Below are 26,545 nucleotides of genomic sequence, written 5' to 3'. Positions count from 1 at the left end.
AAAGAAATGTAATTAATTCTTAAGTATTAACTTCCATAATAGCGTTATATATTTTCTATCTGCCAGTCGATTGGCTCTACTCCGTTTTCTTTAAGAAATTCATTTGTCTGACTGAAATGCCTGCATCCGTAAAATCCTCTGTAAGCTGAAAGCGGACTTGGATGCGGTGCTTTTAATATTAGATGTTTCGGATTTGTAAGCATAGGAATCTTACTCTGTGCAGGTCTGCCCCACAAAAGATATACTATAGGTCTGTCCTGCTCATTTACCGCATTTATGACAGCATCGGTAAAATGTTCCCATCCTTTATTCTGGTGTGAATTTGCCTGGTGAGCCCTTACCGTAAGCACCGTGTTTAACATAAGCACCCCCTGATCCGCCCATTTTTTGAGGTAACCGTTGTTTGGTATATAACAGCCGAGATCGTCATGCAATTCCTTGTATATATTTTGAAGCGACGGCGGTATCTCCTTCTGACTCGGCGGCACTGAAAAGCTAAGTCCGTGTGCCTGATTTACATTGTGATACGGGTCCTGTCCCAAAATCACTACTTTCACTTTTGACAATGGGGTAAAATGAAACGCATTGAATATATCATCTGCCGGTGGATATACAACAACTCTGCTGTACTCAGTCTTAACAAACTCGAACAAATCTTTATAATATGTTTTCGCAAACTCCGGCTTTAAAGCCGGAAGCCAGTCATTATCAATCATTCCCATAACTTTCTTCCTCTTTTCTGTAAATATGTTTAGAGTCTGACACTTATACCCTCTTCTCTAAGATACTTTTTCACCTCATTTATCTCAAGTTCTTTGTAGTGAAAAAGTGATGCTGCAAGCACTGCATCTGCATTTCCCTCTGTAAACGCTTCTTTAAAATGTTCAAGTTTTCCTGCTCCGCCTGATGCGATTACAGGTATATTTACATTGTCAGAAACAGTTCTTGTAAGTTCAATATCATATCCGTCTTTTGTTCCATCACAATCCATACTTGTGAGCAATATCTCACCGGCACCAAGTTCATACGCTTTCATAGCCCACTCAATAGCATCTATCCCCATATCAACACGACCACCATTCTTAAAGATGTTCCAGCCTTTGCCATCCTCTCTCCTTTTCGCATCAATGGCAACGACAACACACTGGCTTCCAAATTTCATAGCCGCTTCAGATATAAGTTCAGGATTTAATATTGCAGCAGAATTTACGGCAACCTTGTCAGCTCCCTCTCTTAAAACAGCCTTAAAATCATCAACTGTCCTTATACCACCACCGACTGTAAATGGAATAAACACCGTTTCCGCTACTCTCCTTACCATATCTATCTTAGTCGCTCTCGCATCAGAAGATGCCGTTATATCAAGAAATACAAGTTCGTCTGCACCCGCTTTCCCATAAGCAGCACCAACAGTAACCGGGTCACCCGCATCTTTAAGATCAACAAAATTTACACCTTTAACAACTCTGCCGTTATTTACATCCAAACATGGAATTATTCTCTTTGTAAACATATATCTACCAAGCCTTTCCTTTGCTGCCTAATCACACCTGTAGTGCAACAGACCACTTTCTTTTCTGTTTCCAATTTCTGCACGATTTAATTTTTTAAACAACTATTTTTACACAACTAAGTATATAATGCTGCCTTGAATTTTTGCATTTACATTACCGTCTGTTTTAACTATCGCATCACATTTTATAATTCACAAAAATTCTTTAATATCTGCAATCCGACATCACCGCTTTTTTCCGGATGAAACTGGCAGGCAAATATATTGCCATGCTCAACAGATGCATGAATGTGTGTTATGTAATCGGTAGTTGCTGCTACATCGTTTTCATTTTCTGCCTGAAGATAATATGAATGAACAAAGTAAACATATGAATTGTCAGAAACACCTTTGAAAAGTCTGCTCCCATCTTTTATCTTAATTGAATTCCATCCCATGTGAGGAATTTTGTACCCATCTTTTTCTGGAAATTTGACTATCTTTCCCGGAAGAAGCCCAAGACCTTTTACGCCCGGTCCCTCCTCACTGCTCTCAAACATAAGCTGAAGTCCGAGACATATTCCTAAAAACGGTTTATTTTCTTTAACTATCTCATGTATTACCTCAACAAGACCAAATTTATTAAGTTTCTCCATCGCATCACCGAAAGCACCCACTCCCGGCAAGATAACTTTATCCGCTTTAAGAAGTTCATTTCTGTCTCTTGTGACTACACACTCCTCACCGAGATATAACAAAGCTTTCTCAACACTCTTAAGATTTCCTGCATCATAATCAATAATTGCTATCATTTCTGTATATCACCTCTGCTGTCATTATTTTGTATGTTAAAAGTGTACCACATACGGGTGGTGTTGTCGATATGATAATTTCTGTACGATAAAGAAATACTTTTGACTATGTTCTCTGCTTTTTCAAACAAAAAAACTCACCGACTTTTTTATACCGGTGAGTTTTTATTTATTTACTTAGCTGCAATAGCATTAACTTTGCTTGTATATTCACTGCTGCCTAAGCTAAGAATATCATATGCCTGTGACTTTGACAGACCAAATTCATCTGACAAAATATCAAGTATCTTATCATAAACACTCGCAAGGTCGTTTTCTATCTCAAGGTCATATGCAGTCTTTTTATTTGCATCATATTTCTTAAGTCCCATAAGAAGAGCGTCCAATGCTTCAGGATATTTTTTGACATTTTCATAGTTCTGATAGGAATCAAGAGCATGCTGAACTTTCATAACAGTCACAATCTTTTTATACTGCTCAGGATTTTTTTCCTTCATGTTTGTCCCTACAGCAGATTCATATGCCTGCGAATATCTGTGCATTTCAAAGTAATTTGTAGCTTTCTTCTTATCCAAACCGCTTCCAAAACTGTTTGTACCGATAATTATTCCGGCGAGTATTATAACTCCAAATACAGCTACTATTGAAACTCCAACCTTGTTAAGTTTTCCTACTACTTCATTTGCAGCAGCTTCTCTTTCGGCTTCTTTCTGTGCCTGCTTTTCCGCCTTCTTTGCCGCTTTTTCCTCCGCTTTTTTCGCTTTTGCTGCAGCTTTCGCCTCTGCCTTTTCAGCCTTCAGCTTTTCTTTTTCTTCCTTTTGCTTTGCTTTCTCAGCAGCCTTTTCTTCTTTTACTTTTTCGGCTTCTTCTTTTTTAGCAGCCTCTTCTTCTTCCTGTTTTTTCTCTGCTTCTGCTATCTCATCCGTGACTACATTTCCAAAAACTTTTTTGAAAATGCTCTGCTTTTCACCATCATCTTCCTTTTCTTCATTCTGAGGGAGTATATTGGATATGTCCTCCTCTTCTTGCATAGGTATATCAGGAATCTCTGATATATCAGGAATTTCTTCATTAGAAACGCTGTCAAGGCTTATAACATCATCAGATGTTGAGTCATCACTAAGCATCCCCAACAAATCAGAAAGATCATCCGTTTTCTGTCCATCACCTGCATCTGACTCTGACTCATTATTTTTTTTCGGCTGTTCTTCTGTATCGTCACCTATAGAACCATTTGCATCAAAATCGTCCAAAAGACCTCCGAGCATATCATCTATAGAACCTGATTCGTCATCAGCTGTTCCATCTTCTGTAAGTGACATTATGTCATTATCTGACTGTTCCTCGTCTGCTCCGTCCTCTGAGAGCGACATTATATCTGCATCTGACTGTTCCTCGTCTGCTCCGTCCTCTGTAAGTGACATTATATCATTATCAGGCTGTTCTTCGTCTGCTCCGTCCTCTGAGAGTGACATTATATCTGCGTCTGACTGTTCTTCATCTGCCCCATCTTCTGAGAGCGACATTATATCTGCGTCTGACTGTTCTTCATCTGCTCCGTCCTCTGAGAGTGACATTATATCTGCACCCGACTGTTCAGCTTCTGCATCTGATTGAGTTTCTATCTCAGCATCTTTTTCTGCTGCAATATCTTCTGACACCTGCGGTTCTTCGACAGTACTATCATCCGTCGCATTATTATCGTCATCTTTTATCTCCGGATATGTAGTTTTTATATCTGACCCGTCAGATAATTCCGATGCTATTCCATCGTCTTCTGAAAAATCTATGTCAGGAAGTGGTATATCAATATCGTCTTCTGACTCATCCTGATGTCCGGACTCATCAAAATCAATAGTTGAAGCCACATCCGAAACTCCTGACAGATCGTCCATATTATCCAACTCATCTATCTGTGGTAATCCCTCAAGTGCTGAAAGATCATCATATTCTGCAAAATCTTCATCTCCTGAATTGTCGCCAATATCCGGATTATCTTCCTGTAAACCTTCCTTTTCAATATTATCTTCTTCTCTCAATCCAATTATCTCCTTGCTTGATTTACCTATTTGGTCTATTCATTTCCAACCAATTTGTCAATAGCAGCAACAAGCTGGCCGATTTCCGGTTTGGAAAGCTGTGCATCCGCACCGAGCTGTTCGCCTTTTATCTTCATTTCCTGATTTACAAGTGATGAGAATATAACTACAGGTATATGATTCATATCACCATTTTCTTTAACCAGCTTGGTAAGACGATGACCATCCATCTGAGGCATCTCAATATCTGTTATAATACATGATACTTTTGAATCAAGATCACCACTTGCATTATATTCCTGAAGTTTATCCCAGCACTCCTTACCATTTGCTGTTGTTGTCAGATTTGTATATCCTGCCTGTTCAAGACAGTTTACTATCATCTTGCTAAGTAATTGTGAATCCTCTGCTATAAGTATAGGTGTTTCATTCCTTGTTCTGTGTGGCATTCTCTCAACATCTGACATTCTAAGTCCCGTCTCAGGATTTATATCTGCTACGATTTTTTCAAAATCAAGAATGATTATAAGTTTTCCATCTATTCTGACAATTCCTGTTGCCATGCCCTCTCCGCCTGTATTTACTGTTGAATCCGGCTTAACTATATCTGACCATGACACTCTATGTATTCCCAAAACACCATTTACATGAAATGCCGTATTTAATTTATTGAAATTTGTAACTATATACATATCTCCTGTCGGTGTTTCAGGCTTTGGCAGATGAAGACACTCTGCAAGATCTATAATTGAGATAATCTCATCTCTCGGCATAAATATACCTTCTATGCGTGGATCAGCATTCGGTACAGGCGTAGGTGTCTGAAAAGAAATAATCTCCCTTATTTTTGCGACATTTATTCCATAGTAATTGTTTGCAACACGAAACTCTAATATTTCCAGTTCATTTGTTCCACTCTCTAATAAGATTCCTGTTTCCATATCCTTACCTCCAATATCTTTTCACATTTGTAAGTTTATTTATTTAATATTTACCTGTGCCATCATATCTTTGTTGGTTACTTCCAAAAGAACATTTTTCAACTTTGTACCCGAAGGAATTTCAAATACAAGTATCGAATTTACACTTTTTCCTCCAGCTACAGTTTTCTTTATAAAATGAATGTCCTCGTTTGCAATAGTTAAAAGCGGAGTGTCCATATCTTTACCATCAACATTTAAAACATATGAACTCTTATTTTTTGTCATATCAATCTTTTTGTTTTGTCCGGAAGTATTTTTAAATTTTATATTAACAACAAACAGCTTTTTACCCTTGTGTGCTGATATATCTGATACCCCCGTGCTGATAGCACTGTCATAGTTATAACCGGTTACTTTTGCTTTAAATCCAGATAAATTCATAGCATCACTAAGTGATACCGACTTTTGCTGCGGCTCTGATGACTCCGTTGGATTATCTGAATTTAAAGGTGTGACCGGCTGCATGGTACTACCTATCTCCGGCGAAGCTGTCGGTTTCGGAACTGCTGTCGGCTGTATCTGAGGAGTTGCCGTCGGTTCTTCCTGATAATTATCATTGTCTAACTTCATATTATATGTATAATTTTTATCACTCTTTAACAGACTATCTGCCATATACTCTGCTATCGCATTATTCTGATCTTCTGTCAATGTCTGAACACTCGCACATCCTGTCAGACAAACTGCCGTGGCTGCTGCCACAATGAACATCCCTTTTCTCATATTGTCCCTCCGTGCTTTATACACATTGCAAATGAGTATTCTTACTTACTGTCCACATTTTGCTGTGAACTGTAATGATTTTCCGTCATTACCACCCATTTTTCATCTTTTTATATAATACCACATTTGTGACATTATCGTCAACGAATATGTGCTCCATTATTAATTTTCTATATCAAGCTCAAACCAGAACTCTACTCCATCCTCATGATTGAGTACACCGCACTTTTGATTCATTGATTCCATTATTGCCTTTACGATTGACAAACCTATGCCGCTTCCACCGTACTCTCTTGTTCTCGCTTTATCTACTTTATAAAACTTTATCCATATTTTGTCGAGTTCCTCCTCCGGAATACATTTTCCGGTGTTAAAGACGCTGACTCTAACAACTTTATCCGTTTTTTTCAGGCTTACTTTTATTTTTTTCTCGCCATCAACATGATTTATCGCATTGCTGACATAATTCGTAACTACTTCTTCTATCATATATTCATCAGCCCAAACATAAATCTGCGGATAATCATCTATCTCTATCTGTGCCTCTTTTTGTTTTGCAAGAAGAGTTGCTGAATTTATTACCGTCCTTACAACCTGAACAATATCAAAATGTTCAAAATTCACCTGGTTATTTCCAAACTCTATCTGATTTAATGTGAGAAGCTTCTTTACCATCTTATTCATTTTATCAGCCTCGTCCATTATAACTTCGCAATAAAATTCCCTGCTCTCACTGTCATCATTTATATTATCATAAAGACCTTCCGCATATCCCTGTATAAGTGCAATAGGTGTTTTAAGTTCATGTGATACATTTGATAGGAACTCTTTACGCATTTCGTCTATCTGTATCTTCTTTTCAATATCCTTTTGCAATTCATTGTTTGCTGTCTTTAATTCTGAAATCTTTTCTTCTAGATTTTCCGACAATGTATTTATGCTGCTGCCCAGTACACCTATCTCATCATGTTCTTTAACCGGATATCTTACTTCAAAATTAAAATCTGCCATCTTCTGTGCTATCTCTGTCAGTTTTCTGATTGGCTTCGTAAAATTATTTCCTATAAATACCATCAGAATCACACCGGATATTATAACACCAACACCGACATAAAGAAGAAATGAATTAAATATACCTATATTTTCTGCCATGCTCTGATAGTTCGTACTTACATATACAAAGGCTCCCGAATCAAGCTTGCCAAAAAGTTCAATATAATATGAACCTATCCTCTCATCAAGTACCTTATATACACAATATTCATTTTTCACATCAATAAGATTACGCTTTTTATCCCTGACATAATAACTTTGTGAATCCTCAATACCAACAACATAATCTTTAGTTTTGTCTATAATGTTCTGCCTTTGAAATTCAGTAATAACTTTTTCACTTGGATAATCATATTGATAATATACTTTTCCAAAAAAATTGTTCAGTCTGAATATATACACACTGGATGTGTTATTCGCAGACATTATTTCAAGATTAAGCGTCGAATCGTCCGATAATCCTGTCGACTCTCCACTACTGTAATCCTTATCTTTATTTACTATTGAATTTGCTTCCTCATAGCATTCTTCAAGCATTGATACTTTGCTGTGCTGATAATAAGAGGGCAGAAAAAACCTGTTCATAAACCATATTGCCGCCAATGTAAATCCCAACATTCCTATCATTATCAATATAAGCTTAGTACGTATGGATTTAATCCCATAAAATCTTTTTTGTCTTTTCAACTCCATACCTGACACCTCCGTTAAAAGCTATATTGCAAATTTCCTAAGATACTTCAAATTTATATCCCATTCCCCAGATTGTCTTTATGTATTCTCCTTTTTCGCCAAGCTTACTACGCAATTTTTTTACATGGGTATCTATTGTCCTTGCATCTCCGAAATAATCATAATTCCATACATTATTTAAAATGCGTTCTCTCGACAGTGCAACACCCTGGTTTGTCACAAAATATGTAAGCAGTTCAAACTCTTTGAAACTTAATTCAATTTGCTTTCCATCAATCTTAACCTCATGTGCAGACTGGTTTATACAAATTCCACCTACCTCTATATCTCCATCATCAAGAGCATTTGTTCTTCTTAGTATTGCCTCAACCCTTGCAACAAGAATCTTAGGACTAAATGGTTTTGAAATATATTCGTCTACGCCAAGTTCAAAGCCAAGAAGTTCATCTTTTTCGTCACTTTTTGCCGTAAGCATTATTATAGGTACCTGAGAATATTTCCTTATTTCTCTTACAACTTCCCAGCCATCCATTTTAGGCATCATAACATCGAGCAGTATAAGTGCTATATCTTTATTTTCATAAAACTTATCTACAGCCTCTTCTCCGTCACCTGCTTCTAAAACATCGAAATTACTTTTAACTAAGAAGTCCTTGACAAGCTTTCTCATTCTCGCTTCATCATCAACAACCATAATTTTCAATTTTTCCATAATAACCCTCTTTTCTGCATATGTTTTTGATACCGGTAAAATTTTACCCTTACTTATTTTTCAATCTTTCTTCTTTTTCCTGTATCTCTTTTTCTCTCTTATCTAGTGCTTTTTCTTTATCACTTAAATCCTGCTCCCATTTTTCATACTTGTCGATTAATTCATTTTCCATATTTGATTTATAATCAGTGAAATATGTAAATACAGAATACTTTGACTTCACTGTTATGAATATGACTGCTATAAGCAATATGCATAAAAAAACAATAGCCATATTTTTTATTTTTTTTCCTGCTTTTTCCGCTTCATAAGCATTTTTATATTTCTCCACATTTTTTTCCAGCACATCTTTGTCCGTAATACTTTTCCCTGACATTTTTTCTTTAACTCTCGGCACAACCGGTACATATGCCAGTTGGTTTTCTTTAACTATTCCTGAAGAAAGAAGTCTTTTTCGCATATTTTCTATAAATTCAAGTCCAATAACCGTCTGAAACGACTTTTTTTCCACAGCTTTATTATATATTTTTAAGACTGCTTTCATATCAGACATATTTGAATTTGCGACAAGATATTCTATAGTTTCTTTTTCCTTGCATGCTCTCTCATAGTCTTTTCTTGTTGAAAACACAAATCCGTCAAGTATAAATCTTTTATCATCTCTCATACTTTATCCCCCATGTCTGCACACTATGCTTTTAAACTGTCAAACTTATCATTGTAAACAGTTTTAATTTTTTCCATATAATTATATCATAAATTTGTGTTTATCCGGTGATTATTTTGACAATTTCCTCAACTTTTGAAACAATATAATCGGCACCCGCATCTTCTAACTCACCTGATTTTGCAAAGCCATAATAAACACCAAGAACATCTATTCCACAATTATGTGCTCCTACTACATCATGTTTTCGGTCACCTACCATAAGCACTGATTCCTTTTCAGCATCCGTTATCCCAAGTCTTTTTAAAGTTTCCTCTATAACACTCTGTTTTGTATTTCTGACCGCATCAAATGTGCTTCCTGTTATTTCTTTAAAATATTTCTTCAGCCCGAAATGTTCAATAATCCTTTTTGCTGTCTCCTCTGGCTTAGATGTTGCTACTGCCAGTATATACCCGTTTTCTTTTAATGTCTTTAACATTTTTTCAATTCCATCATACGGCTCATTTTCAAAAAGTCCGGTAACATTATATCTCTCCCTGAACTTTGTCGTTGCCGCTTCTGCTTCTTTTTCTGACATTTTGCTTATTGTCATAAATCCTTCCGTAAGCGGCGGACCTATAAATTCAAGCAGTCTGTCAGTTTCAGGAATTTCCCATCTGGCTGCTTCTAATGCATATTTAACACAATTTGTTATTCCCTTACTTGAATCAGTAATTGTACCGTCAAGGTCGAATAAAATATATTTATACATAAATTTATACCTCATTTTGTTTTTTTCAATACTTCATATAAAATAAAAAGAGCCCGGGAAGGCTCTTTTTATCGGATAACTCGTGTTATCCAGCGTATAATAGGGTGGGAGTAGAAAGTTTTCACTTTCTGAAACAAAATTATAATCATTAAATATGTCCAAATTATGTCCAAATTGTTAATATGTCGTTCATATTTTAGTTTTTATTAAATTATTTTTATATTTGTTGTTAAATTGTATAAAATCAACCAAAAATGTGTACTACTCAACATTTTTTGATTGATTTTTGTTAAAAATTGTGCAATACTGTTTTAGGAATGTTTTACAATTTTTGTGTATCTTTAATATATATTTTGGGATATTTACATAGATATACATTATATTTAATCTTTTACCGGATACAAACATTCAAAATATTATATATTTATTCAGGAGGTTTTTTTACAATGGCGTTAAAAAATCAGTATCTTATTGACTTACTTGAAACAGTAAAAAAGAGAAATGCAGGCGAGCCTGAATTTATCCAGGCAGTTATGGAAGTATTTACTTCACTTGAACCTGTTGTTGAAAAAAGACCTGACTTAGTAGAAGCAGGTGTATTTGAAAGAATCGTTGAGCCTGAAAGACAGATCATTTTCCGTGTACCTTGGGTAGATGACAATGGTAAAGTACAGGTAAACAGAGGTTTCCGTATCCAGTTCAACTCTGCTATCGGACCATACAAGGGAGGTCTTAGACTTCATCCTTCAGTTTACAGTGGTATCATTAAATTCTTAGGTTTTGAGCAGATCTTCAAAAACTCACTTACAACACTCCCTATGGGTGGTGGTAAAGGTGGTTCCGACTTCAATCCTAAGGGTAAGAGCGATGGAGAAGTTATGCGTTTCTGCCAAAGCTTCATGACAGAACTTTGCAAACATATCGGTCCTGACTGTGATGTTCCTGCTGGTGATATCGGAACAGGTGCAAGAGAAATCGGTTATATGTTTGGACAGTACAAGAGACTCCGCAATGAGTGGTCTGGTGTTCTTACAGGAAAAGGACTTACATACGGTGGTTCTTTAGCACGTACAGAAGCAACAGGATTTGGTCTTTGCTATTTCACAAATGAAATGCTCAAGGCTAATGGTAAGAGTTTCAAGGATCAGACAGTTGTTATCTCAGGTTCAGGTAATGTAGCTATCTATGCTACAAAGAAAGCTACAGAATTTGGTGCAAAAGTTGTTGCTTTATCTGATTCAAACGGATATGTTTATGATCCTGATGGAATCGAGCTTGAAATAGTTCAGCAGATTAAAGAAGTTGAAAGAGGACGTATCAAAGAGTATGTTGACAGAACATCCCACAAGAATGCTACATATACAGAAGGATGCAAGGGTATCTGGAGCATTAAGTGTGATATCGCACTTCCATGTGCTACTCAGAATGAGATTGATGGCGAAAGTGCAAAACTCTTAGCTGAAAACGGATGCTACGCAGTATCTGAGGGTGCTAATATGCCTTCTACTCCTGAAGCTATTGATGTTTATTTTGCAAACAATATGCTTTATGGACCAGCTAAAGCTGCAAATGCAGGTGGTGTTGCAACATCAGGTCTTGAGATGAGCCAGAACTCTGAGAGACTTTCATGGACATTTGAAGAAGTTGACAGTAAACTTCACAACATCATGAAGGAAATCTTCAAGTCTTGTGACGAAGCTGCTAAAGAATTTGGTATGCCTGGTAACTACATGGCAGGTGCTAATATTGCCGGATTCCTTAAAGTCGCTGAAGCAATGAAGGCTCAGGGATGCTGCTAATCATTTAGCTTTTCTCATATATTAATATAAAAAAACAAGCTCCTCATTATAAATATTGAGGGGCTTGTTTTTTTATTACATGAGCAATTATCCTATTTATATTTATTTTTTTCTCTTTACATTTCATTCTATACTTCTTTTTCTCTATTTATTTTTTACTTACATTTTGTTCTATTTTTATTTTCATCTTTACTTGTCATTTTATTTTTTTAACTTACCACTTATCTTTGATGTGATTAAGATAGTGCATCCTGTCTTTCTCATACTTAGCTTTTGTTTCCTTATCTCTTGCCTGCTTTGATATGGCAAATTTTCTCCGCTGTGCTTCTTCATTTTTAAAAATATTCATAATCCCTTTACTTGTATCTTCGATACATTCTTTGCAATATCTCCCTATCGGAAAAAGTGCACCGCACCTCTCGCATCTTGCCGCCTCTTTTAATTCCCCAGGCATTTCAAGTCTGCCTTTCTCAAGAAGCATATCTATTACTTCAAGTTTTACCCCAGTCTCCACTGAAATCTCAACTGCTGGTGCCGGACCATTTTCATCAATATATTTTTTTATCAATCCAAAATCATCATAATAATCTATATGACATCTTTGACATACATATCTTCCACTTCCTTTAAAATACAATCTTGCTCCACATCTTTCACATTTTGTCGGAATATTCTTTTCTATTTGCTCCAATATATCGTCTCTGTCGTATCCCATTTTTTACGCTCCCTTGTAAACTTTAATCGTCAAACTATCGTACGCTTACGCATCTAAATAGCTCTCATTTTTAAGCCTATCTAGTATATAATTGACCGTATCCCCGCAGAATTTAAGTATGCTATTATAATCAAGAAATTTACTATTTTCTTCAATATGTTTTTCTTCAAAAAAATACTTTATTATCCATCTGCGGCTCTTGTCAAGCTCCTCTTTTGTTATCATATTTTTTATATAATAATCTCTAGTTTCTCTCAATATCTTTTCTGCCTCTGAAAGCTCCGGCATCTCTTTAACAAGTTTAAAATCAACAAGATCCGTATCCTTGTTAAAATATACAAAAGTTTCTCTATCACGCTCTGTCAGACCTATTTTACTAATATTTTGAAAATATTTTGGTCTTTCGTATAAAATAAACCTTTTGTCTGTCATCATGTGAGTAATATAACCAAGATATAGTCCTGATGCCACTCTTTCATCCTCGCAATGCTCTCTCCAAAAGTCAGCCATTCTTTTTTCAAACAACTTTATCGTTCCGTTTTTCCCAAAATCACCATCGGGTATTCCATCCCTAAAATGTGTATGAAGCTTCATGTTCCTCTCATAATTTTTTCTTTCCATTATCCCATCAGGACATATGTTACCCGCAATAAACATATTTTTATCAAAATGAATATTGCTGCCGTCTGCCAATCTTATCTTATAACCATTTTTTTTGATATTTTCAGCAATCCTGACTGCGATAACAAGATGAATCATCGTTCCTGCCATTGTCATTCATCCTTCCTTCTTATTAATGCTATTGATTTCCATTTATTAACACATAGTCATATGGACATTCGCACTCCACTATTCTACTTGCTCATAACACTATTTGGTTATTTACTTAGCATCACTTATGTTATTATCTATCCTCCTAAACACCGTGTCAATGTTTTATCTTCTCAACATACGCTCTATCAATGCTCCTCCATTCTCATTAAGCCACTTTTTATAATTTTTGTAATCAGGCATATACCTTTCAACTTCCTTCCAAAACTTTTTGGAATGGTTCATCTGCTTTAAATGACAAAGCTCATGCACGACTACATAATCCAGCACCTTGTCAGGCATGAGCATTAAAAGACAATTAAAATTCAAATTTCCTTTATTGCTGCAGCTTCCCCATCTTGTTTTTTGGTTTCTTATCGTAATCCTGCCATAAGTTATTCCCATTATCTCTGCATAATATTTTACTTTGTCAGGAATTACCGACAATGCTTTTTGACATAATTTCTCTATATCTGCATTTGTAAGTGCCGGTTCTTTTTTCTGCTTTTTAATTTCTTCTGCCTTAAAATACATCTGTACAAGGTGCTTCTTTATCCAATTCTGTTTCTCCTCAACAAATTTCATGATTTCATTTTGAGGTATTTTCTCAGGGGCTCTCACAACAACTCTCATATCCGGTCTTATTTCTATTGCAAGCATTTTTCTTTTACTTCTTATTACTTCTATATGTGTTTTATCATCTAAATCCATTTTTTATATTTGTTCTCCATCTCCAGCATATGCATATTATTGATAGTTTTTTTGTAACAAAAAAAGTCCTGATAATATCAATATTTTCAAGACTTTCCATTTAAGCTGAAAATGGGACTCGAACCCACGACCCCTTCATTACGAGTGAAGTGCTCTACCAACTGAGCTATTTCAGCACTGCCTTAATAGTTTACCTTATTTTTCTGTTTAGGTCAAGTATCTTTTAAATATTTTATAACATATTTTTAATTATTTTTTCAATTCTATGATTTCCTGCTCGGTAAGTTTCCGGTAATTTCCCTTTTTAAGTTTGCTGTCAAGAATAAGACTTCCCATGCTCACCCTTTTCAGATATGTAACTGTCTTGCCAAGTTTTTTCATCATTCTCTTGACCTGGTGAAATTTTCCTTCATGTATTGTCAGATAACATGATGATATATTATTCTGAATATCTGTTTTTAATATTTCCATTTTTGCAGGAATTGTATTTTTCTCTTCACCTATATCAAGACCTTTTTCCACTGCATCCACATCAGCATCATCAAGTATTCCTGAAACTTCAACATAGTATGTTTTTTCCACATGATTTTTGGGAGCTAATAATCTGTGAGCCAGTTCTCCGTCATTTGTTATAAGTAAAAGTCCCTCTGTATCTATGTCTAACCTCCCTACAGGAAACAGGTCCTTTTTTTCCGATGAACTTATTATATCCACAACTGTCTTATGCTCCCTATCTGTTGTTGCCGATACAAATCCTTTGGGCTTATTCAACATATAATATTCATACTTATTATATTTAATCTGCCTGCCATCTACCCTGACTATTGATAATTTCTCGTCAATTTTAGTTTCAGGCTTTTTTACCTCATTTCCATCTACAGTTACACTTCCTGTTCTCACTATCTTTTTTACTTCACTTCTTGTCCAGCCGGACATTTCAGAAAGGAACTTGTCTAATCTTATCATGTCAGTCTCCTAAATCGGGCTGAACACTCATGTCCAGCCCGGTTCACTTCAAATTTACTCATTGTTGCATAGTTTTGACTGCCGAAGTCAAGCTTGCAATAAATAACAAATCAATGATATGCCATTTTTACAGTCTGTCATAAAGTTCGGCATACTTCTGTGCTGACTGTCCCCATGAAAAGTCTTTAGCCATTCCTCTGTCAATAATCTTATTCCACTCGCGTTTACGGTTAAAATATACATCCTTGGCATAACGGATAGTATTTAACATCTCATGAGCATTATAATTGCAGAATGAAAAACCTGTTCCAGTTCCCTCATATTCATTGTAAGGTTCTACAGTGTCTTTAAGACCACCAGTCTCACGCACGATAGGAACTGTTCCATATCTAAGACTCATCAACTGACTAAGTCCACATGGTTCAAAAAGTGACGGCATCAGAAATGCATCACAAGCCGCATATATCTTATGTGAACGCTCATTTGAATAATAAATATTCGCTGACACTCTGTCATGATACTTCCACTCAAAATGACGGAATAAATGCTCATATTTTTCTTCACCTGTTCCAAGCACGACAAGCTGAGTATCCTCCGCACAGATTTCTTCTATGACATAATCTACAAGATCAAGACCTTTCTGGTCTGTAAGTCTTGAAACTATTCCTATCATAAACTTCTTATCATTTTCCTCAAGTCCAAGCTCTCTCTGTAAAGCCCTCTTATTCTTTATCTTTTCGCGTCTAAATGTTTTTACAGAATAATTTTTGTAAATCAAAGGATCTGTTTCCGGATTATACTCATCATAATCAAGACCATTTACAATACCTACAAGCGAATTTTCTCTCGCACGCATAAGTCCGTCAAGTTTTTCACCGTAAAACGGCATCTTTATCTCCTCTGCATATGAATCACTGACTGTTGTTACCAGATCAGCATAAACAATTCCACCTTTAAGATAATTTGCATCTCCATATGCTTCAAGTTTGTCCGATGTAAAAAACGAAGGTTTTATCCCTGTTATATCCTTAACCTTTTGCAAATCCCATACACCCTGAAATTTAAGATTATGTATAGTCATTATTGTCTTAATATTCGTATAGAACGGATTTTCCTGAAACATATCATGAAGATATACAGGAATGAGTCCTGTCTGCCAGTCATGACAATGAATAACATCCGGATGAAAATCAAGACTTGGAAGTGATGACAATGCAGCCTTGCAAAAAAATGCAAACTTCTCAATATCTTCGTGTATATAACCGTATGGTTTTGGTCCTGCAAAATAAAATTCATTATCTATAAAATAAAATGTAATGCCATTATGCTGCAGTTCCATGATTCCAACATACTGTTTACGCCATGCCAGGTCTATGTAAAAATGTGTTTTGTAAACCATCTTGTTTTTCCACTCATCCGGAATACATGCATATTTGGGAATCATAACCCTTACATCGTACTTTTTCTTATCAAAACATTTAGGCAGTGAACCGACTACATCTGCCAATCCTCCCGTCTTGATAAACGGAGTACTCTCCGATGCTACAAATAAAATATTCTTCAATACAACCAACCTCCTTTGCCAATGTTTATATATATTATAAACCAAATCAGCGGCTCTGAAAAGTATTTTATCTGTTAAACTATCATTTTCCTGTTCATTTTATATTCAAGGCGTATTTTATCAGAAATCAATGCGACAAACTCTGAGTTGGTAGGTTTACCTTTGCCCGAACTTACTGTGTATCCAAATAATTCTTCGATTGTATCAACTTTTCCCCTGCTCCATGCCACCTCTATAGCATGTCTTATCGCTCTCTCTACACGGCTTGATGTAGTCTTATGATTTTTTGCTATCGTTGGATATAATCTCTTAGTAATCGCACCAAGCATCTCATCATCATTAACTGACATTATTATTGCATCTCTTAGATACTGATACCCCTTTATATGTGCCGGTACTCCTATCTCATGGATTATATCTGTTACATCTGCTTCAAGATTATATGATTTCTTTAACATGTTTTTTCCATTTTCATATACTGTATTTATCACATGATTTTGTGCACTCTCCTCGTTTACTGCCGTTCTAATTCTCGAAAGTACCATCTGAGTATCAAACGGCTTTAAAATATAATATGCTGCACCAAGTGCAAACGCATTTTCCGTTACGCTTTCCTGGCTGACAGCCGAAATAACAATTATCTTTGGAACCGAAGTTATTTTTTTCTTCTCTTTAAGTCTCTCCATAACACCGAGTCCGTCAAGTCTTGGCATTATAAGATCAAGTAAGACGACATCCGGATTATGGATTTCGATTTTTTTAAGTGCCTCCTCACCATCTGCTGCTGTCGCAATCACATCCATATCTGTTTCTTTTGTAATAGCATCCTTAAGTAAATTTACAATTCTACTGTTATCGTCAACTACTAATACTTTGATGTTGTCCATATTTACCTCCAAATTCGACTTTTTGTTTTTCTTCTTCTAGATATTATGCCCTATCACATCATAATTCAACGATAAACACGCTCTACATTTCGACCTTTAAATGCTGTTTTTCTTACACTTTACTATATATCTTCATGTTATTACATAATCTGACAACATCATTCTACTATTTACATCAAATCAATATTTCACGAAAGCATCCTTTCAATAAAAATCCCATATCCCTTTACCGGGTCATTTACAAAAACATGAGTAACAGCACCTATAATCTTTCCATTCTGTATGATTGGTGAACCACTCATCCCCTGCACGATACCGCCCGTTTTATTTAAAAGTCTCTCATCAGTAACTTTTATTACCATATCCTTATTTTCTTTTGAATTTTGATATACACTACACACCTCGACTTCATATTTATCTGTTACTTTGTCTAACTGACATAATATATATGCCTTTCCTTTTTTTATCTCCTGCTTTAATGCAATGGGAAGTGCAGTTTTTTTCTGATATATATAAGCTGTCTCACCGGCTGTTATTTTTCCCTTTATACCTGAATTTGTATTGCTTATGATGCTTCCCAGACGGCATCTGTCAGACAATTCCACGCTTCCTGATATTTGTCCGGGACTTCCTTTTTTGCTCGGTATAACCGTGCTTACATCTGCCTTATATAACCCTCCTGCCGATATATCTACTAAAAGTCCCGTATCTGCATCTGCTATGCCATGACCTAAAGCGGCATACATATTATCCTTAGTAACATATGTTATCGTTCCTATCCCCTCTGTATCTTCTCTAAGCCATGTCCCTATCTTAAATTTTCCGTCATCCGCTTCAATACACTTCATCTTTACGAATATATTTTCATTTCCTCTGCGGATTTTCATCCGTATTGAAGCTTTATCTTTGTTTTGCAATATACTTTCTATATCATCTATTGATGAAACTTTCTTTCCATCGACCTGGTATATATAATCACCCGTCTGAAGTATATTTTTTGCCGGACTGTACTCAACACCATCCTTTCCACGCACATTTGCCGTCCCAAGAACCATTACTCCCCTCGCATTTACATAAATGCCTACCGCCCGTCCCGACGGCATTAGTTTTTGTTCTTTGACGACATTAAACTTAATATTCTTATAATGTATAATGCCAAACAGCTTAAGTTCTGCTTTGCAGCTTCCATAACTTTTTCCCGCTGTCACTCTCATCATACCGTCCGTTCCCGGATTGCTCATAACTTTTATGCAGGTATTTGAAGTATTTTCACATTTAACAGGAAGATTAAAATCAAATGATTGCTCAGAATTTGCAACTATGTTTATATCTGTAGGTATTTTACGGTCAAGATACCAAATATAGTATAATACCGATACAACTATATCCAATACCAGTACCCCGATAAGAAACAACTGATAATACTTCTTTTTCTGCATCTTTATATCCTCCAACAAAAAGTATATTTCCAATTTTTGTTTTTGAAAATATACAATATTTATATTTGATATAATCCGCAAAATACAAAAAAGTATTCAAAAATATTAAAACTGTTCATTAACATAAAACTGTCCAAAATATTTTCTCGTCTTAAAATGCTGTTATTAAAATATATTTTCTTTCTAAAACTCTTTATGCCGTGCGACTTACTTTTTTATAATTTATTTTTTCAATATCTGCAAGCTGTTTCATCTCTCTTGCACTCTCAAGTACGGCATCGGTAATCTTTGCTCCTCCGAGTATTCTTGCTATCTCCTCTACTATCTCATCACCCTCTAACTGCCTTATGACTGTACTCGTCTTATTTAATAAATTATTTTTTTCAATAAGATAGTTATGATCTGCCATTGCAGCTATCTGTGCAAGGTGTGATATACATATAACCTGATGTGAATGACCTATAAATGCCATCTTTTCAGCTACTTTCTGTGCTGTGCGTCCACTGATACCAACATCTATCTCATCAAATATTAATGTACCTATCGAATCATGTTCGGCTAGAACGGCTTTTATTGCAAGCATGATTCTTGAAAGTTCGCCACCTGATGCAGCCTGACCGATTGGTTTTAAATCTTCACCGGGATTTGTGGAAATCATAAATTCAACTTCATCTTTTCCTTTTGAACTAAACTCATCAAGTTCCCTGACTGCTATTTCAAATTTTACCTGCAGGAAATTTAAGTCTATAAGTGCGTCGGTTATCCTCTTTTCAAGTTCGGCAGAACACTTTTTTCTAATTTTTGAAATACTCTCTCCGAGTTTCTCCAGCTTAATTTTATATATCTCTATCTTCTTTTCGAGATTTGCCCTATATTCTTCGTATGCTTCATATTTTTCAAGTTTATTTTCAAGGTCTTTTGCATAATTTTCAACCAGTTCAGTTGTCGCACCATATTTTGATTTAATTGTCCTGACAAGATCAAGCCTCGTTTCAACTTCTGCAAACTCCTCACCATTTTCATCCATATCAGACGCATATTCCTGCAAATCCCTGTTAAAATCCATGATAAGTTCATCAATATCTGCTATCTGTCTCGCCAGCTCCTTAAGTCTTTCATCATAACCGCTTATCTTTGCTAATATATGGGAACTTCTTCCAAGCATCTGTGACACGCTCTGACTGTCACCGTAAGAATCTTCTACAAGTGAATACACCTCATTTATACCACTCTTTATCTCATTTGCATTTGAAAGATAACGGTATCTCTCCTGAAGCTTTTCCTCCTCACCCTTTACTAAATGTGCCTGTTCTATCTGCTCCAGCTCATACCGTATAAATGATACTTCTCTAAGTCTTTCTTCCTCTGACATTTCTTTTTCTGAATACTTGACAAGCATATCCTTATACTGTCTATACATTTCTGAAAACTCCATGTCTCTCCCACACATTTTTTCTGCCGCATATCTGTCAACAATCTCCATATGTTTATTCTTATACAGTAATGACTGCTGCTCATTCTGGCCATGAATATCTATAAGTATATCGGCAATACTTTTAAGCATAGAAACACTTACCGTCTCACCATTGACCCTGTTTATAGTGCGGCATTTAGTTATCTTTCTAGATATTACTACGACATCCTCCTCTAATGTAATCCCCAGCTTTTCAAGACTGTTTATCTGTTCACTGTCCTCAGCTAAAAATGTAAGTTCCACGAGTGCAAACTCCGTACCTGTCCTGATAATATCCTTTGAAACTTTTCCACCAAGTGCAATATTTATAGAACCGATAATGATGGACTTACCGGCACCGGTCTCTCCTGTAAGAACATTAAGTCCCTCGGAAAATTCAACTTCGATCTCATCAATAATCGCAAGATTTTTCACATGAAGATTAAGTAACATGGATACTCCCCCTTTATATTGTACTGAACATATTTTCGCTCTTGTTATATGGATAATATCACACTGAACGCCCGTTTGTCAAGAACATATTTTCGTTTTAATTCATAACAATTCACCCCCCAAAAAAATTGACAATACTGTGAATAAACTCAACTATTGTCAATTTTTTTCCGCTTAACTGCTGCACACAAAAAGAAAAGTACCACACAAAACTATAAGTTTTATATGATACTTTCCCTTAAATCATATATTAGATATTAATGCGTAATACTTTATTCTTACATCATATCTTATCGTTTATTGTTGTTTACTGAAGAAACATTTATCTGGCATCCTACCTTGCATCCGTTTACATATGCATATATATATGCCGTTCCCGTTCCTTTCGCAACAACCTTACCATTTGTTACTACCGCAACTCGTGTATTTGATGAATACCATGTAACTGTATCTGATGTACCATGAACTATCAATGTCTCTGTATCATACTGTCTGAGATTGAGAACTGACTTGTTCATCGCAACTACATTTACATTTACCGTAGATGTTACACCACTTGTCGCAAGTATTGTGATAGTCGCATTACCTGTTCCTACCGCTGTTATATTACCCTTTCTGTCCACTGTTGCAACTCTCTTATTATCACTTGAGAACTTAATACTATCTGAAGTATCAGATGGAAGCACTGAGTATGACAGCTTCATCTTATCTCCACGCTTCATCGTTACATCCTGCTGTGCAATAACAATACTTGTAACCGGTACAGGCTCAACTACCTTAACAAAACATCTTGCTTTCTTATTGCTTCCATCTGTAGTAGTTGCAGTTATGTACGCATCGCCCTCTGCAATACCCCAGATTTTTCCTGAACTGTTTACCTGAACAATCTTGTTATCTGAACTTGTCCACTTAACACCCTTAACAGATGCAGATGCAGGTTTCAATATAGCATGGAGCTTTTTGCTTCTTCCTACATAACATACTGTATAATTTGTATTAAGTCGGATACTTGATACCCTCCTTATTACTCTTACTTTACAAGAAGCTTTTGCATGAATTGCATCTTTAGTCATTACAGTTACTCTTGCAACTCCGACACGCTTTGCTGTTATCTTACCGCTGCTTGATACTTTTAACACACGCGAATTTGAACTTTTCCATGTTACGCCCGGAAGCTTGCCCGCATTAGATTTAACAGTAGCTTTAAGTTTGTATGACTGATTCAATCCTATACGGATATTACTCTTGTTGAGTTTTACCGTTGTATGAAGTTTTCTTACCTTAACCTTACATTTTGCTGACTGTCTATATTTTGTAAGTGTGCATGTAATAGTACATGTTCCTATCTTTTTAGCCTTAACCTTTCCGGAAGAACTTACTGTCGCAATACTTGTATTTGATGATTTCCATGTTGCAGTTTTGTTTGCTGATTTTGGTTTTATAACCTTTTTTGGAGTAAAACTGTGCCCCAATGCAAGCTCTCTTGTAGAAGGTGACAATTTAAAATCAACTGCCTTTTCTACATGAACTGCTACAGTAGCATTAAAACCTCCATCTTCTGCAGTACACTGAACAATAGCATCTCCCGGTCCGACACCTGTTACAACTCCCTTTGAATCAACAGTAACAACCGTCTCATCAAGAGACTGGTAAATTACATTCTGGTTTGTTGTATCTTCCGGAGTAAACTGAGGTTTTATCGTAAATTTCTTTCCACATACGATATTTTGTGTAACCGGTGTAACTTCAAATCCCGTTGCTGAAACAGGTGCTTTCTCAACCGTTACGATACAGGTTCCCGTCCATACACGGTTATCATTTGTCGTATCTTTATATGTAGCAGTTATTACGGCTGTTCCTTCCTCGACACCAGTCACGACACCATTGGCATCTACTGTTGCTTTTGTCTCATCTGAAGTTGTCCATGTAACATCTCTGTCTGTAACATTTTCAGGTGTAAACACAGGTGTAAGCTGTAATGTCTTTCCAATATAAACAGTATCCTCATTTGGCACTATCGCAAAATCCGTTGCCGATACCTGCGAAGAAGTTACATAGACCATACAGGTTATGGCACCCTCCTGACCTAAATCCTCGGCAACACAGCTAAGCATTGCAACACCTTCTTTGACACCTGTTATAACACCTTCTTTTGACACGGTAAATATTGTCGTGTCTGATGATGAAAATGTAACATTACTGTTTATATTCTCACTTGGTGTAAACTGAACATCTACAGTTTTCGACGAGCCAACTGAAATATACTCAGCCTTTGATCCAAACGCAATAGAAGTAAGCCTGTTTCTTACATTTACTACTATCGTTGCCGATGCTGTCGTGTGATTGTCATCTGACTGTGGGAGAACTGCTGTTGCTTTAATCGAAGTAGTTCCCGGACCTACTGCCGTAATCACTCCTTTATCATTCACTGTAGCTACTTTAGTGTCATCTGAGGTCCATGTCATTCTTGTATCAGATGCGTCTTCAGGTTGATATGATGCAGTTACCGCATATGTATCACCTTTTATCATATTAAGACTTGATACATCGGTTGTTATCTCTGTCATTGGTCGTGACTGGATGATAAGATGACAGGTTGCATACATATTAGCACTCTGCACCCTGATATACACATCCCCTTCTCGTTTCATAGAAACCTTTCCCGATGAATCTATCTCAGCAATATCTGTAGGATTCACATCTGAAAGTGATGTTCCCTCTACACTCCACTTAAAGTCTGTCTCTTTCTCTGTTGTGTCTGATGGGCCAAAAATAGCTTTCATAAATACATATTTTTCTGCAAGTGTAGTCGTATATGTGTCATACTGGACAACTTCTTTTGTTTCCTGATCGACAACACCTATCGCAAGCTCCGTAACAGGCTGCGTTACGGTTATCTCACAAGTCGCATAAACATTATTGTCAGGATTAAGTGCTGTAATCACTGTTTTTCCCGCTTTAAGTGCAGTAAACATTGCTGATGGATTAGTCGTACCTGATATCTGTTCAATAGTACCTACTGACGGATCAGAAGAAAGCCATATAAGATTTCTTTTCTCTGTCAAATCTGTTGCTATAATGCTCTGCTGTCCCTGCTCTATAGTCAGAGTGTCAGGAACCATATGGAATTCTTCTACACTCTTTCTTACTGTTACATTACACTTTGTGGTAAGCGTAACACCGTCAGGACTCGTCCACGAAAGCGTTACCAGCACCGGCGTATTTGCCGGAGTTTCTTTTTTGGCTACTATCGTTGCATACTGCCCGTTAGGTTTAACCGTTATATATTCATTTGAATCATCCGAAGGTTCCCATTTAAACTGACTTGTTTCTGTTGTGACATCTTCGCCAAATGTACCATAGAGCTGCTCACTTGAGCCTATCGCCATATCAATGCTCGACACATTCATTGAGAATGTCTGCATTACAGTTATGTTTACTTTTACTGTTTCTAATGTATCATATTCCGGAATATTTGTATTTGCTGACTGCTGTGGATTTTTTGTCACTATCAATGTTGCTTTTCCTGTCGACTTTGTAGTGATATTCCATGATGCATTATCAAAGTCAATTATTTTACTGCCATCTATTCCTGCTGAAACATCTGTATATATTTTACCGTTAAAGTTTTGCGTCAATCCTTTTAATGAAATATTAAATGCATCTGTCAAGTCATAATGACCACCAATATTTATGGTAACATTTTTTTCTTCATAATTTGTCTTGACCTGTACTCCACCTGCTATATTTACAGGATCACAGTGATATTTTTTTCCTGTTGAAACTTCAAGGTTTTCAAATCCCGGATAAGTATCAGCTACAAAGAACTGTACGACATATGTTTCTGCCTTTGCCTTGAGCTGATATTTTTTAAGTGCAGGATACCATACAAGCTCAGCATCATCCTTATCCTCTGAACCGGTATTTCCAAGTGAATCTCTTATCAATACTTTTTTACCTGTATTGCCACCTACTTCCTTTGAAATAACCCAGATAAGTTTCTGGCTTATAGATTCATTCGGATTACTGTCAAACTTTGCCTGACAGTCAAGGTAATCGCCTGTTTTTACAACAAGTGACTGCGTATAAACATCTGAGTTTACTATCTTTCCGTTTCCGGTACCTGTACCATCCCCTGATTGATATATGACCTCGGGTCTTACATATACCCATATCTCATCTGTATCAGACTTAGTCATATCAGTATCCTGATATGTGACCGTCAGCTTTGCTTTACCCGGACCTGTTGCCACTATACCATTATTATCAATCTTAACAACATCCTTATTACTGGTATTCCAGCTTCCTTTTGTAGCATCACCGAACATAAGATTAAGTTTCTGACTCTGCGAACTATCGGTAGCATCCGTACCAAATTCAAGCTTTGTTTCCGTTTTTCCGTGATAATCCATGATGATTGCTTTACGCTCATCGGTATCAAAAATCTTGCTCATCTCTACACCGGTAGATTTTACGAGATACTCGTTCACGGAGAACATTATGTTTATGGTAAATGTAAATGTTTTTGAAACATTTTTTCCATTTATATTCTCAGTAATGGTAAGCGTCAGACCGACCGTACCATATTGAACTGCCTGAGTGTAAAGTGTACTGTTGATTCCGGTAGTCGTCACTTCAGCACCATAAGTTCCCGGAGTAGAACCAATCTGTAATTTGGTTGAATCCAAACTCTGCCATGTGTATGTCGTATTGCTATCCTGTGCTCCCGATGCACTTAACTGATCCTGTTTTCTACGCATGGTGTATTCCTGACCTGATGTCATCTGTCTGCCGGTGCTGTCAAGAACAACATAATCGCGGTCGTCATCTGCCGCCCTTGATGTAAAATGTGCTTTTGCCGCAAAGCCAACCACAAAAACGAACATAAGCATAACTGTCATTCCCGCCATGGTCTTCCATTTTTTCTTAATCTTATCCTTTAATCGATTCATAGTTCCTCCCCTGACTCAATCCGTCTTTTTATTTCTATCGGCATAAAAAGCACAAATTATTACATTCGGAAAGTGAAACATCCTGCATAAACTTTATGATTATGCACTATGTTTACTCATCCCAGTTATGAAAAACATCCTGTACATCGTCATCTTCATCAAGAAGATCAAGTGTACGATTAAGCTGTCTTATATCATTTTCATCCGTCAATGTGACATAATTTTGTGGAATCATCGTAACTTCAGCACTTGCCATAGGATAATTTTCTTTTTCAAGAACCTCTCTTACTGCTGAAAAATCCTCTGGTGCCGTGATTATCTCATATGCTTCTTCCTCGTCTGAGAAGTCCTCAGCACCCGCATCAAGTGCAAGCATCATAAGCTCATCTGCATCAACTTCTATATCATTGTCCTCAAGTTCCTCTTTAGAAATGATTATCTGTCCCTTCTCATCAAACATATACGATACACACCCCTGCGTTCCTACACTTCCGCTTCCCTTTGTAAAAGCATTACGAACATTACTTGCAGTTCTGTTCTTATTGTCTGTAAGAGCCTTAACTATGATAGCGATACCACTCGGACCATATCCTTCATATGTAACTTCCTCGTAATTTACTCCGTCACCGTCACCTGCTGCCTTTTTGATACCTCTGTCAATAGTATCATTTGGCATATTGTTTGCTTTAGCTTTTGCGATAACATCACGAAGCTTGCTGTTATTTTCAGGATCCGGACCGCCATCTTTAACTGCTACTGCAATCTCTCGACCGATAATAGTAAATATCTTACCTTTTTTAGCGTCGTTTTTCTCCTTTTTATGTTTAATGTTTGCAAATTTTGAATGTCCTGACATTTCTCTATTTTC

At 36.4% G+C, this 26,545-nt stretch carries 21 protein-coding genes and 1 tRNA gene; 1 reads left to right on the top strand and 21 read right to left on the bottom strand.

Going from position 1 to position 26,545, the window contains the following annotated elements:
- Positions 1–44: 44 nt before the first annotated feature.
- From DWZ63_RS06535 to DWZ63_RS06490, 10 genes are all read right to left on the bottom strand, one after another.
- Entirely contained in the window at positions 45–722 is a 678-nt protein-coding gene (locus DWZ63_RS06535) for a uracil-DNA glycosylase (RefSeq protein ID WP_118499190.1), read from the bottom strand.
- 29 nt (positions 723–751) lie between these two features.
- Entirely contained in the window at positions 752–1,513 is a 762-nt protein-coding gene (gene hisF, locus DWZ63_RS06530; RefSeq protein ID WP_055941333.1) for an imidazole glycerol phosphate synthase subunit HisF, read from the bottom strand.
- Positions 1,514–1,698: 185 nt separating this feature from the next.
- Positions 1,699–2,304 (bottom strand): imidazole glycerol phosphate synthase subunit HisH, encoded by a 606-nt coding sequence (gene hisH / locus DWZ63_RS06525; protein ID WP_022015089.1) that lies wholly within the window; start codon positions 2,302–2,304, stop codon positions 1,699–1,701.
- 173 nt (positions 2,305–2,477) lie between these two features.
- The gene (locus tag DWZ63_RS06520; protein ID WP_118499188.1) at positions 2,478–4,343 is read right to left on the bottom strand and encodes a hypothetical protein; all 1,866 of its coding nucleotides are present in this window, start codon (positions 4,341–4,343) and stop codon (positions 2,478–2,480) included.
- Between the two features lie 35 nt (positions 4,344–4,378).
- Entirely contained in the window at positions 4,379–5,284 is a 906-nt protein-coding gene (locus DWZ63_RS06515) for a chemotaxis protein (RefSeq protein WP_118499186.1), read from the bottom strand.
- Between the two features lie 39 nt (positions 5,285–5,323).
- The gene (locus DWZ63_RS06510) at positions 5,324–6,049 is read right to left on the bottom strand and encodes a DUF4352 domain-containing protein (protein WP_118499185.1); all 726 of its coding nucleotides are present in this window, start codon (positions 6,047–6,049) and stop codon (positions 5,324–5,326) included.
- Positions 6,050–6,211: 162 nt separating this feature from the next.
- Entirely contained in the window at positions 6,212–7,795 is a 1,584-nt protein-coding gene (locus DWZ63_RS06505) for a HAMP domain-containing sensor histidine kinase (RefSeq protein ID WP_118499183.1), read from the bottom strand.
- A 37-nt stretch (positions 7,796–7,832) separates the two neighbouring features.
- Positions 7,833–8,507 (bottom strand): response regulator transcription factor, encoded by a 675-nt coding sequence (locus tag DWZ63_RS06500; RefSeq protein WP_022015094.1) that lies wholly within the window; start codon positions 8,505–8,507, stop codon positions 7,833–7,835.
- 49 nt (positions 8,508–8,556) lie between these two features.
- The gene (locus DWZ63_RS06495) at positions 8,557–9,174 is read right to left on the bottom strand and encodes a hypothetical protein (RefSeq protein WP_022015095.1); all 618 of its coding nucleotides are present in this window, start codon (positions 9,172–9,174) and stop codon (positions 8,557–8,559) included.
- A gap of 100 nt (positions 9,175–9,274) precedes the next feature.
- Complete coding sequence (locus tag DWZ63_RS06490; RefSeq protein ID WP_055941324.1) at positions 9,275–9,928, bottom strand: HAD-IA family hydrolase; 654 nt, start codon at positions 9,926–9,928, stop codon at positions 9,275–9,277.
- A gap of 446 nt (positions 9,929–10,374) precedes the next feature.
- On the opposite strand from DWZ63_RS06490, the gene gdhA reads away from it, so the two are divergent.
- Positions 10,375–11,727, top strand: coding sequence for an NADP-specific glutamate dehydrogenase (gdhA, locus tag DWZ63_RS06485; RefSeq protein ID WP_055941321.1), 1,353 nt, complete (start codon positions 10,375–10,377; stop codon positions 11,725–11,727).
- A gap of 214 nt (positions 11,728–11,941) precedes the next feature.
- Here the strand turns inward: gdhA and DWZ63_RS06480 are convergent, their stop codons facing one another.
- The 11 genes from DWZ63_RS06480 to DWZ63_RS06430 all read right to left on the bottom strand — a co-directional run bounded on the left by DWZ63_RS06480 (position 11,942) and on the right by DWZ63_RS06430 (position 26,533).
- Entirely contained in the window at positions 11,942–12,442 is a 501-nt protein-coding gene (locus DWZ63_RS06480) for a TFIIB-type zinc finger domain-containing protein (RefSeq protein WP_118499181.1), read from the bottom strand.
- A 45-nt stretch (positions 12,443–12,487) separates the two neighbouring features.
- The gene (locus DWZ63_RS06475; protein ID WP_055941317.1) at positions 12,488–13,219 is read right to left on the bottom strand and encodes a zinc dependent phospholipase C family protein; all 732 of its coding nucleotides are present in this window, start codon (positions 13,217–13,219) and stop codon (positions 12,488–12,490) included.
- 159 nt (positions 13,220–13,378) lie between these two features.
- Entirely contained in the window at positions 13,379–13,963 is a 585-nt protein-coding gene (locus DWZ63_RS06470; protein ID WP_118499179.1) for a SprT family zinc-dependent metalloprotease, read from the bottom strand.
- Between the two features lie 103 nt (positions 13,964–14,066).
- Positions 14,067–14,139 (bottom strand) — tRNA-Thr (locus DWZ63_RS06465).
- A gap of 73 nt (positions 14,140–14,212) precedes the next feature.
- Entirely contained in the window at positions 14,213–14,929 is a 717-nt protein-coding gene (locus DWZ63_RS06460) for a pseudouridine synthase (RefSeq protein WP_055941167.1), read from the bottom strand.
- A 127-nt stretch (positions 14,930–15,056) separates the two neighbouring features.
- A complete protein-coding gene (gene glgA / locus DWZ63_RS06455; RefSeq protein ID WP_055941165.1) occupies positions 15,057–16,493 on the bottom strand; it encodes a glycogen synthase GlgA in 1,437 nt (478 codons plus the stop codon).
- Positions 16,494–16,567: 74 nt separating this feature from the next.
- Positions 16,568–17,380 carry a sporulation transcription factor Spo0A gene (spo0A, locus tag DWZ63_RS06450; RefSeq protein WP_022015103.1) on the bottom strand — a complete coding sequence of 271 codons (813 nt, stop codon included), beginning with the start codon at positions 17,378–17,380 and terminating at the stop codon, positions 16,568–16,570.
- Positions 17,381–17,568: 188 nt separating this feature from the next.
- Positions 17,569–18,819, bottom strand: a complete 1,251-nt coding sequence (gene spoIVB / locus DWZ63_RS06445; protein ID WP_118499177.1) for a SpoIVB peptidase — start codon at positions 18,817–18,819, stop codon at positions 17,569–17,571.
- Between the two features lie 193 nt (positions 18,820–19,012).
- The gene (gene recN, locus DWZ63_RS06440) at positions 19,013–20,725 is read right to left on the bottom strand and encodes a DNA repair protein RecN (protein WP_118499175.1); all 1,713 of its coding nucleotides are present in this window, start codon (positions 20,723–20,725) and stop codon (positions 19,013–19,015) included.
- A gap of 290 nt (positions 20,726–21,015) precedes the next feature.
- Entirely contained in the window at positions 21,016–25,677 is a 4,662-nt protein-coding gene (locus DWZ63_RS06435; protein WP_118499173.1) for an Ig-like domain-containing protein, read from the bottom strand.
- Between the two features lie 112 nt (positions 25,678–25,789).
- A complete protein-coding gene (locus tag DWZ63_RS06430) occupies positions 25,790–26,533 on the bottom strand; it encodes a YebC/PmpR family DNA-binding transcriptional regulator (RefSeq protein WP_022015107.1) in 744 nt (247 codons plus the stop codon).
- Between the last annotated feature and the right edge of the window lie 12 nt (positions 26,534–26,545).

Source organism: Clostridium sp. AF34-13, from assembly GCF_003477845.1.
In the GTDB taxonomy this organism is placed as follows: Bacteria; Bacillota; Clostridia; order Lachnospirales; family Lachnospiraceae; genus Butyribacter; species Butyribacter intestini.
This window is presented reverse-complemented; position numbering and strand designations above follow the sequence as displayed.

Excerpts from the sequence above, each read along its gene's own strand:
- hisH (WP_022015089.1), bottom strand. The coding sequence starts at position 2,304 with ATGATAGCAATTATTGATTATGATGCAGGAAATCTTAAGAGTGTTGAG.
- DWZ63_RS06535 (WP_118499190.1), bottom strand. The coding sequence starts at position 722 with ATGGGAATGATTGATAATGACTGGCTTCCGGCTTTAAAGCCGGAGTTT.
- DWZ63_RS06430 (WP_022015107.1), bottom strand. The coding sequence starts at position 26,533 with ATGTCAGGACATTCAAAATTTGCAAACATTAAACATAAAAAGGAGAAA.
- DWZ63_RS06505 (WP_118499183.1), bottom strand. The coding sequence starts at position 7,795 with ATGGAGTTGAAAAGACAAAAAAGATTTTATGGGATTAAATCCATACGT.
- DWZ63_RS06460 (WP_055941167.1), bottom strand. The coding sequence starts at position 14,929 with ATGATAAGATTAGACAAGTTCCTTTCTGAAATGTCCGGCTGGACAAGA.
- DWZ63_RS06515 (WP_118499186.1), bottom strand. The coding sequence starts at position 5,284 with ATGGAAACAGGAATCTTATTAGAGAGTGGAACAAATGAACTGGAAATA.
- spo0A (WP_022015103.1), bottom strand. The coding sequence starts at position 17,380 with ATGGACAACATCAAAGTATTAGTAGTTGACGATAACAGTAGAATTGTA.
- DWZ63_RS06495 (WP_022015095.1), bottom strand. The coding sequence starts at position 9,174 with ATGAGAGATGATAAAAGATTTATACTTGACGGATTTGTGTTTTCAACA.
- DWZ63_RS06510 (WP_118499185.1), bottom strand. The coding sequence starts at position 6,049 with ATGAGAAAAGGGATGTTCATTGTGGCAGCAGCCACGGCAGTTTGTCTG.
- DWZ63_RS06490 (WP_055941324.1), bottom strand. The coding sequence starts at position 9,928 with ATGTATAAATATATTTTATTCGACCTTGACGGTACAATTACTGATTCA.
- recN (WP_118499175.1), bottom strand. The coding sequence starts at position 20,725 with ATGTTACTTAATCTTCATGTGAAAAATCTTGCGATTATTGATGAGATC.
- DWZ63_RS06435 (WP_118499173.1), bottom strand. The coding sequence starts at position 25,677 with ATGAATCGATTAAAGGATAAGATTAAGAAAAAATGGAAGACCATGGCG.
- DWZ63_RS06480 (WP_118499181.1), bottom strand. The coding sequence starts at position 12,442 with ATGGGATACGACAGAGACGATATATTGGAGCAAATAGAAAAGAATATT.
- DWZ63_RS06470 (WP_118499179.1), bottom strand. The coding sequence starts at position 13,963 with ATGGATTTAGATGATAAAACACATATAGAAGTAATAAGAAGTAAAAGA.
- spoIVB (WP_118499177.1), bottom strand. The coding sequence starts at position 18,819 with ATGCAGAAAAAGAAGTATTATCAGTTGTTTCTTATCGGGGTACTGGTA.
- hisF (WP_055941333.1), bottom strand. The coding sequence starts at position 1,513 with ATGTTTACAAAGAGAATAATTCCATGTTTGGATGTAAATAACGGCAGA.
- DWZ63_RS06475 (WP_055941317.1), bottom strand. The coding sequence starts at position 13,219 with ATGACAATGGCAGGAACGATGATTCATCTTGTTATCGCAGTCAGGATT.
- DWZ63_RS06500 (WP_022015094.1), bottom strand. The coding sequence starts at position 8,507 with ATGGAAAAATTGAAAATTATGGTTGTTGATGATGAAGCGAGAATGAGA.
- gdhA (WP_055941321.1), top strand. The coding sequence starts at position 10,375 with ATGGCGTTAAAAAATCAGTATCTTATTGACTTACTTGAAACAGTAAAA.